This window comes from Dietzia cercidiphylli (genome assembly GCF_014145145.1).
Classification (GTDB): domain Bacteria; phylum Actinomycetota; class Actinomycetes; order Mycobacteriales; family Mycobacteriaceae; genus Dietzia; species Dietzia natronolimnaea.
In genome coordinates, this window is the sequence record NZ_JAALEA010000139.1 from 1 (window position 1) to 7,147 (window position 7,147).

Annotated in this window: 8 protein-coding genes and 1 pseudogene; 5 read left to right on the forward strand and 4 right to left on the reverse strand. The window is 68.2% G+C overall.

The annotated features are described in order from the left end of the window. Nucleotides 1-557: MFS transporter (locus tag G6028_RS05765; RefSeq protein ID WP_182658303.1), on the reverse strand; the 557-nt coding region annotated here is incomplete at its 3' end. A 623-nt stretch (nucleotides 558-1,180) separates the two neighbouring features. After that, nucleotides 1,181-1,936: an IclR family transcriptional regulator gene (locus G6028_RS05770; RefSeq protein ID WP_182658304.1), complete on the reverse strand. Its 756-nt coding sequence runs from the start codon at nucleotides 1,934-1,936 to the stop codon at nucleotides 1,181-1,183. A gap of 69 nt (nucleotides 1,937-2,005) precedes the next feature. Between G6028_RS05770 and pcaH the strand changes: the two genes are divergently transcribed. From pcaH to pcaDC, 4 genes are read left to right on the forward strand one after another with little or no spacing between them, the layout of a single operon-like run. After that, the gene (gene pcaH, locus G6028_RS05775) at nucleotides 2,006-2,767 is read left to right on the forward strand and encodes a protocatechuate 3,4-dioxygenase subunit beta (RefSeq protein WP_182658305.1); all 762 of its coding nucleotides are present in this window, start codon (nucleotides 2,006-2,008) and stop codon (nucleotides 2,765-2,767) included. Next, nucleotides 2,764-3,333, forward strand: coding sequence for a protocatechuate 3,4-dioxygenase subunit alpha (gene pcaG / locus G6028_RS05780; RefSeq protein WP_182658306.1), 570 nt, complete (start codon nucleotides 2,764-2,766; stop codon nucleotides 3,331-3,333). Before pcaH ends, pcaG begins: the two co-directional genes overlap by 4 nt. Nucleotides 3,334-3,338: 5 nt before the next feature. After that, nucleotides 3,339-4,583: a lyase family protein gene (locus G6028_RS05785; protein ID WP_182658307.1), complete on the forward strand. Its 1,245-nt coding sequence runs from the start codon at nucleotides 3,339-3,341 to the stop codon at nucleotides 4,581-4,583. Next, on the forward strand, nucleotides 4,580-5,779 hold the full coding sequence (pcaDC, locus tag G6028_RS05790) for a bifunctional 3-oxoadipate enol-lactonase/4-carboxymuconolactone decarboxylase PcaDC (RefSeq protein WP_182658308.1): 1,200 nt from the start codon (nucleotides 4,580-4,582) through the stop codon (nucleotides 5,777-5,779). The genes G6028_RS05785 and pcaDC overlap by 4 nt, the downstream gene beginning before the upstream one ends. Nucleotides 5,780-5,947: 168 nt before the next feature. Here the strand turns inward: pcaDC and G6028_RS17605 are convergent. Next, nucleotides 5,948-6,409: pseudogene (locus G6028_RS17605) on the reverse strand (integrase core domain-containing protein); the annotation flags it as partial. 136 nt (nucleotides 6,410-6,545) lie between these two features. On the opposite strand from G6028_RS17605, the gene G6028_RS05805 reads away from it, so the two are divergent. Then, nucleotides 6,546-6,755, forward strand: coding sequence for a transposase (locus G6028_RS05805; RefSeq protein ID WP_182658310.1), 210 nt, complete (start codon nucleotides 6,546-6,548; stop codon nucleotides 6,753-6,755). Nucleotides 6,756-6,783: 28 nt separating this feature from the next. Here G6028_RS05805 and G6028_RS05810 read toward each other — a convergent pair. Continuing rightward, on the reverse strand, nucleotides 6,784-7,147 hold a 364-nt coding region (locus tag G6028_RS05810), incomplete at its 5' end, for a recombinase family protein (protein WP_182658311.1).

Here is a 7,147-nt window from a genome sequence, read left to right on the forward strand (position 1 = left end):
AACGCCGAACGCAACTGTGTATCCCATTGCCCCGCCGGCCGGGTCGTACCCATAACGACCGGCATGGTCCGGGTCCGGGCCACGGGGACCAGTACGAGCATGCCCAGTACAGCCATCAGCAGGAAGGCCATGGACCATCCCAGAGTCAACGCAACCAACGGGATCGAAACGCCGGCGACCAACCCCGTCACAGGGACCGCGGCCTGTTTCACCCCGAAGGCCAGCCCGCGCGAGGCGGCTGGGATGTGCGTGACGAGCAAGTGGTTGGAGGAAGGGTGCCCGAGACCGTTCCCGAGTCCCCCCAGGGATGCCCATACAATTAGCCACGGCCACGCAGAGATCCAGGACGCGCTGCCGGTCAGGCTCACGACCGCCAGCAGCAAGGCGGCGATGCCCATGCCTTTCTCGCTGAGCACACGACCAATCACACCGGTGCACGCGGAGGTGAGGGCGGCCGCAGCCCAGTAGGCCCCTACCGCCAGGCCGATCCCGTAGGCCGGGACGCGGATTGTTGCGGTGATCTCCGTGGCCAGCGCCCCAAGGAGAAACACCGGCATGTTTGTTAAGACAGTCACCAGTACGGCCACAGCCAAAGCGGCGAATCCACGGCCCGGATGTCTCACGCGCTGTGACCTGCCATCGGGGCTTCCGATGCCGCATCCATCTCCGGCACGCTGCGCTTACGCACCCGTGGGCAGGGCGGTAAAAAGTTCATGGCTGGCATTCCTGCCCTTCTAGGTCAAGGCTGTGGTGCGAGCAATACCGCTTCTGAAGTGCCCCGGGTTTGATGGGCACATTGGTGTGCCCCGGATTCCGTGGGGTTCGATTTTCTGAATTCTCATACCACGATCCAGCAGTAGCTACCGCGCCCAGCCCAGGCCTGGACCGAACCACAAACCACCGCCTCAAAGGATCTACCCGAAGCGGCCTGACACATCAAAGTCACCGAGGCTGAATCACTGGACTGTTCCCGTTCGGGTGGACACTCGGAGATGAGCGATGAGTTCCCCGATGGAGGGAGCGGCCCACGGGATTGATGGAGACATTGGTGTGTCCCGGATTTCGTCGGGTTCGGATTTCTTGGATTCTCATGCCTCAAGTACGACTTCGCCGGACATCGGTCTAGATGGGTCAGCGTCGGCCCCTGTGTCCCTCTAGCCCGCGTCAGATCTCCTTCCCATCACCCGCCTGACGCCAGTTCCCGGCCGATACCGAACGCCGCGGCCTGGAGGACTCCAGCGAGGCGGGTCCTGTCCCTCGTCAAGCGGGGAACCACCAGTCCGAGGGATGCGACGATCGCGGTGTCTCGAAGCACGGGGACGGCCACCGAGCACGCCCCGAGGGACATCTCCTCGACCGTTGTCGCGTACCCGTTGCGCCGCACCCGGGCCAGCTGCTGGCGCAGGAGCCCGGGCTGGGTCACCGTGAACGGCGTCATCCGGGTCAATGACCCGAGCGTCTCGGCGAGCACGTCGTCGGGCGCGTGCGCGAGCAGCACCTTCCCGACCGCCGTGCAGTGCAGCGGCAGTCGGGAGCCGACGGTGCTGACGATCGGGACGGACGCCGTGCCGGACAGCCGGTCGAGGTACAACACCTCGGCGCCCTCGCGCACCGCGAGGTGCACGGTGGCCAGCGTCGCGCCGTACACGTCGTGGAGGAACGGCTCGGCGATCTGGCGCAGGCCGGTCTGGGTCGGCGCCAGTAGTGCGAGCTCCCAGATCCGACGACCCACCACGTACTCGCCGGTCGGCCGCCGCACCAAGCCGCCCCAGGTGGCCAGTTCGGCCACCAATCGGTGAGTGGTCGGCAGCGGTAGACCCGCCCGACGCGCTATCTGGCTCAGCGTCATCGCCCGGTGCTCATCGTCGAAGGCGCCGAGAACGGTCAGCAGGCGCGAGGCGACACTCGCTCCCGGGTCGGAGGTGTTGCCGGCCATCGTCACCCCCTTTCACTCAGTGAACGATATAGCTCGAAGCGTACGCCCCGACCACCTACCGTCGGGCTGGTGAGCACTCCTGACCTATCGACCCAAGCCGAGATCAGCGCCGAGATCGCCGACCTGTCCGCCGGCGCCGACCCGTCCGCTATCCGGCCCTGCCTCGACTACTCCCCGTACCGCAGCAGCCTCCTGCGGCATCCGACCAAGGATCTGCACCAGGTCGATCCGGAAGGCGTCGAGTTGTGGTCACCGTGCTTCAGCCACCGGGACGTCGATCCACTCGAGGCCGATCTGACGATTCAGCGCTCGGGCGAGCCGATCGGCGAGCGCATCACGATCTCCGGCCGAGTCGTCGACGGCGATGGACGTCCGGTCGCGGGTCAGCTGATCGAGATCTGGCAGGCCAACGCCGGAGGGCGCTACATCCACCAACGTGATCAGCACCCGGCTCCCCTCGACCCCAACTTCACCGGAGCCGGGCGGTGCCTGACCGACGAGAATGGCGGATACTCGTTCCAAACCATTAAACCGGGTCCATACCCATGGCGGAACCACCGTAACGCCTGGCGTCCCGCCCACGTGCACTTCTCCCTCTTTGGCACCGAGTTCACGCAGCGCATCGTCACGCAGATGTACTTCCCTGGCGATCCCCTGCTCGCGCTGGACCCGATCTACCAGTCGATCACCGACCAGGGCTCCCGTGACCGCCTCGTCGCCCGCTACGGCCACGACCTGACGCGACCCGAGTGGTCGACCGGCTACCGGTGGGACATCGTGCTCACCGGCGCCCACCGCACCTGGACCGAGAACAAAGAGGACCACTCATGACCAGCCGCCTGCACCCCACGCCCGGCCAGACCGTCGGCCCGTTCTTCCACTACGCACTCCCCTACGACGGCGACTCCGAACTGGTGCCTGCGAGCAGCCCGGGTGCAATCCGGTTCCACGGCCGCGTGCTCGACGGTTCCGGGGCACCGGTCCCCGACGCGCTAATCGAGCTCTGGCAGGCGGACGCGTCCGGCGCGATCGTCCAGCAGCCGGGCTCGTTGCGCCGCGACGGCTGGACGTTCACGGGCTGGGGCCGGGCATCAACTGACAACGCCGGCCACTACTCGTTCTCGACGATCGCGCCCGGCGCGGTCGAAGGGGGCGCGCCGTTCTTCGCACTCACGGTGTTCGCGCGTGGCCTACTCGACCGGCTCTTCACCCGCGCGTACCTGCCGGAGGACGAGGCTGCTCTCGCCGTAGACCCCCTTCTCAACAGCCTCAACCCGGACCGTCGCGCCACGCTGGTCGCGGAGGCCGATGCGCAGGGCCATGCCTTTGACATCCGTCTGCAGGGCCGGGACGAGACCGTCTTCCTGACTTTCCCAGGCCACGGGGCAGCACACTGAACGCCATGACCGACCTGTTCTGGCCCGGCGACGAGCGCGCCGGCGACCTGATGAGTGCTAAAGCGTTGCTCGCCGCCATGGTCAGGGTGGAGTCCGCGTGGCTGGACGCTCTCATGGCCTCCGGGCTCGCGCCGTCCGCCGCCGCCACCGACCTCGCCCCGCTCGTCACCGTCGACGACCTGCCGCACATCGCGGCGGCAGCCGAGGGCAGCGGCAACCCCGTCGTCCCGCTCGTCGGCCTGCTCCGGTCGCGGGCTCCGCAGCCCGCCGCCGCCTGGCTTCACCGCGGGCTCACCAGCCAGGACGTCCTCGATACCGCTCTCATGCTGTCGCTACGCGATGCGCTCGAACGGCTGATCGGCGAGCTGCGCGCCCAGGTGACCGCTCTCGCCCGTCTGGCCGCACAGCACGCCCAAACGCCGATGGTCGGCCGCACCCTGACCCAGCACGCCGTCCCCACGACATTCGGTGCGGTCGCCGCGGGCTGGCTCGACGGCCTGGTCGACGCCGCCGATCTGGTCCTCGACGCCCGCTCCCTCCTGCCGGTGCAGCTCGGCGGCGCGGTCGGCAATCTCTCGGCGGTCACCGAACTGGCGGACCTGCGAGGGCACGAGGATCCCCAGGGGACCAGCGCCGACCTGGTCGCCAGCACCGCTGCAGCCCTCGGGCTGCGCGAACTCCGCCCGTGGCACACCTCGCGGGCCACGGCCACCCGGACGTCCGACGCGTTGGTGACGTGCACGGACGCGTGGGGACACATCGCGACCGATGTCGCGACCCTGGCGCGGACCGAGATCGGCGAGCTGGCCGAGCCTGCGGCTGAGGGTCGCGGCGGCTCGTCGACGATGCCGCACAAGAACAACCCAATCTTGTCCGTGCTGGTCCGCCGCGCGGCCCTGGGAGCCCCCGCTCTGGCCGCGACGATGCACCTCGCCTCGGCCACCGCGGGCGACCAGCGGCCGGACGGCGCGTGGCACGTTGAGTGGTCGACCCTGAGCATGCTCGGTCGACGCAGCATCGTCGCCGCGTCCCAGACCACCGAGCTCCTGCAGGGTCTGCACGTGGACGCCGAGCGCATGCGCGCGATGCTCGACCGGTCGGCTGACAGCGTGCTGGCGGAGCGACGCTCGATCGCCGGGCTGCTGGACAAGACCGCCGATTCCGACCCGACCACCTACCGCGGGTTTTCCGGGGACCTCATCGTGGGCGCCGTGGAGCGCGCCCAGACCTTCTTGGAGGAGAACGAGTGAACATCCCTCGCATCACGGCCGTCCGGCTCGGCGGGTCGCCCGCCCTTCCCCTGCTCGTCCTGGGGCCCTCGCTGGGCACGTCCGCTCAGTCACTGTGGGCGCGCTGCGCCGCCGGACTCACCGATCGATTCGAGGTACTCGCCTGGGACCTGCCCGGGCACGGATCCAACACCGGTTCGGCCGAGCCCTTCACGATGGCCGAGCTAGCCGCCGGTGTCCTCGGGATGGTCGACGACATACTGGCCCAGCGCGACACGTTCGCCAGCACTTTCACCTACGCGGGCGACTCGGTGGGAGGCGCCGTCGGGCTGCAGCTGCTGCTGGACGCACCCGCGCGCATCGACTCCGCTGTCCTGATATCCACGGGCGCACGGATCGGCGAGCCGGACGTCTGGCGGAGACGAGCCGCGTCTGTGCGCGCCTCGGGCACCCCCTCGATGATCGAGGGATCAGCCCAGCGCTGGTTCGCACCCGGATTCCTCGAGCGGGAACCGGAGATCGGCGCGGCCCTGCTGCACGCCCTACAGGACGCCGACGACGAAGGGTATGCGCTGGTGTGCGAGGCGCTGGCGGACTTCGACGTCCGTGAACGCCTCGGAGAGATCCGACCCCGGGTGCTCGCGGCAGCGGGCTTGCTCGACGTCCCAACTCCGCCGGCCGACCTCGCCGCGATCGCCTCCGGAGTCAGGAACGGACGGCTCGTCGTCCTCGACGGCGTCGCGCACCTGCCCCCGGCCGAGCAACCGTCAGAGGTCGCCCAACTCATCCGCGATCACGCGAACGCGGGGCAGGCGGTTGCCGCTCCCACGACCGTCGCCGGGGTGCGCGACGCCGGCATGGCCGTGCGCCGTGAGGTGCTGGGCGATGCCCACGTCGATCGCGCCGCGGCTGCGATCACCGATCTGACCGCCGACTTCCAGGAATTCATCACGCAGTACGCGTGGGGATCGGTATGGACGCGTCCGGGTCTTGACCGGCGCAGCCGCTCACTCATCACGCTGACCGCCCTGGTGGCCCGCGGCCATCACGAGGAGCTGGCCATGCACGTGCGGGCCGCGCGTACCAATGGGCTGACCAACGACGAGATCAAAGAGTTGCTGCTCCAGACGGCGATCTACTGCGGCGTGCCCGATGCCAACGCCGCCTACCGCATCGCCCAGCGCGTGCTCGACGAACTGGACCACCCCGCTTACTAGGAGACTGCTGCACAATCCTCGTGGCAGGAGCCCGGTGTGGTGGCTGGCGTGAAATCCTGTGGCCATGCAGGGTTGTGATTGTGACTTTCGCCGGTAAGTGGCGGTGGCGGTGGTCTACGGACGTTTCGCGGCGGTCTCACTGGCGAGTGGTGGTCACCCGGGCGCGCACTAGGTGTACTGCCCACGCAGGTTGTGTACGCGGTCTGCGGGTGAGGCGCCTCGTAGTGCGGTGTGGCCGCGGTGGAAATTGTAGTGGTGTAGGAACGCCGGGAGGCGAGCCGCGCGGTCGGACTCGCTGACGTACGCGGCGGCGTAAGCCCATTCCTCGAGCATCGTGCGGTTGTAGCGCTCAACCTTGCCTTTGGTCTGCGGCCGGTACGGGCGAGTGCGCTTGTGCCTGATCTACGGCCCGAGGGCGTCGGCGAACGCGTGGAAGCGGTAGCAGGAGCCGTTGTCGGTCAGGACCCGGCGCACGGTGATTCCGGCGTCTGCGAAGAAGGCGCCTGCCCGCTTCCAGAAACCAGCGGCGGTCTCTTTGCGCTCGTCTTCCAGCAGCTCGGTGCAGGCCAGGCGTGAGTGGTCGTCGACGGCGTTGTGGATGTACCAGTACCCGGTCCCTGCTCGCCGGTTTTGAACCTCCCTGGATCTGTCGGAGGGTTCCGATCTAACAAGGAAGACTGGAACCCATGGCAGCACCACGAAAGTTCGACTCCGAGACCCGGGAGCGGGCGGTCCGGACGTACCACGAGCACCTGGCGGATGCGAAGTGCTCAAGGTCGCCGCTCGTACCCACGTCGGGTCACTGCTGGGAGTGAACCCGGCGACCCTGCGGAACTGGATCGAAGCGGGATCGAGCCCCGCATTAGCGGAGTCGACCGCCGAATCCGCTGAGGTCAGGCGCCTCAAGCGGGAGAACGCCGAGCTGCGCCGGGCGAACGAGATCCTCAAGAGCTTCGTCGCGCAGTGGGAGGGCTAACGCGGCTAACGCGACGCGTCGGCGGCCCCTACTTCCTTACCCGCTGGAGTGCGCGGTAGAGCGTGGATCGACCCACCCCGAGATCCCGGGCGATAGCTGACGGCCCCTCCCCCGCCTCGATACGGGCAAGGGACTTGTCGATCTGCTCCTCAGTCAGGACGCGTTTGCGTCCCTTGTACTTGCCCTTCGCCTTGGCGATGGCGATACCCTCGGCCTGGCGTTCGCGAATGATGGCCCGCTCGAACTCTGCGAACGCCCCGAGTAGCGAGAGCATCAGGTCGGCTCGAGGATCCTGGGCACCGGCAGCGTAGGTGGCCCGCTCGTGGACGAACCGCACACTCGCACCCTTCGCGGTGACCTCGCCGACGATCTGCTTGAGATCAACCAGGGAA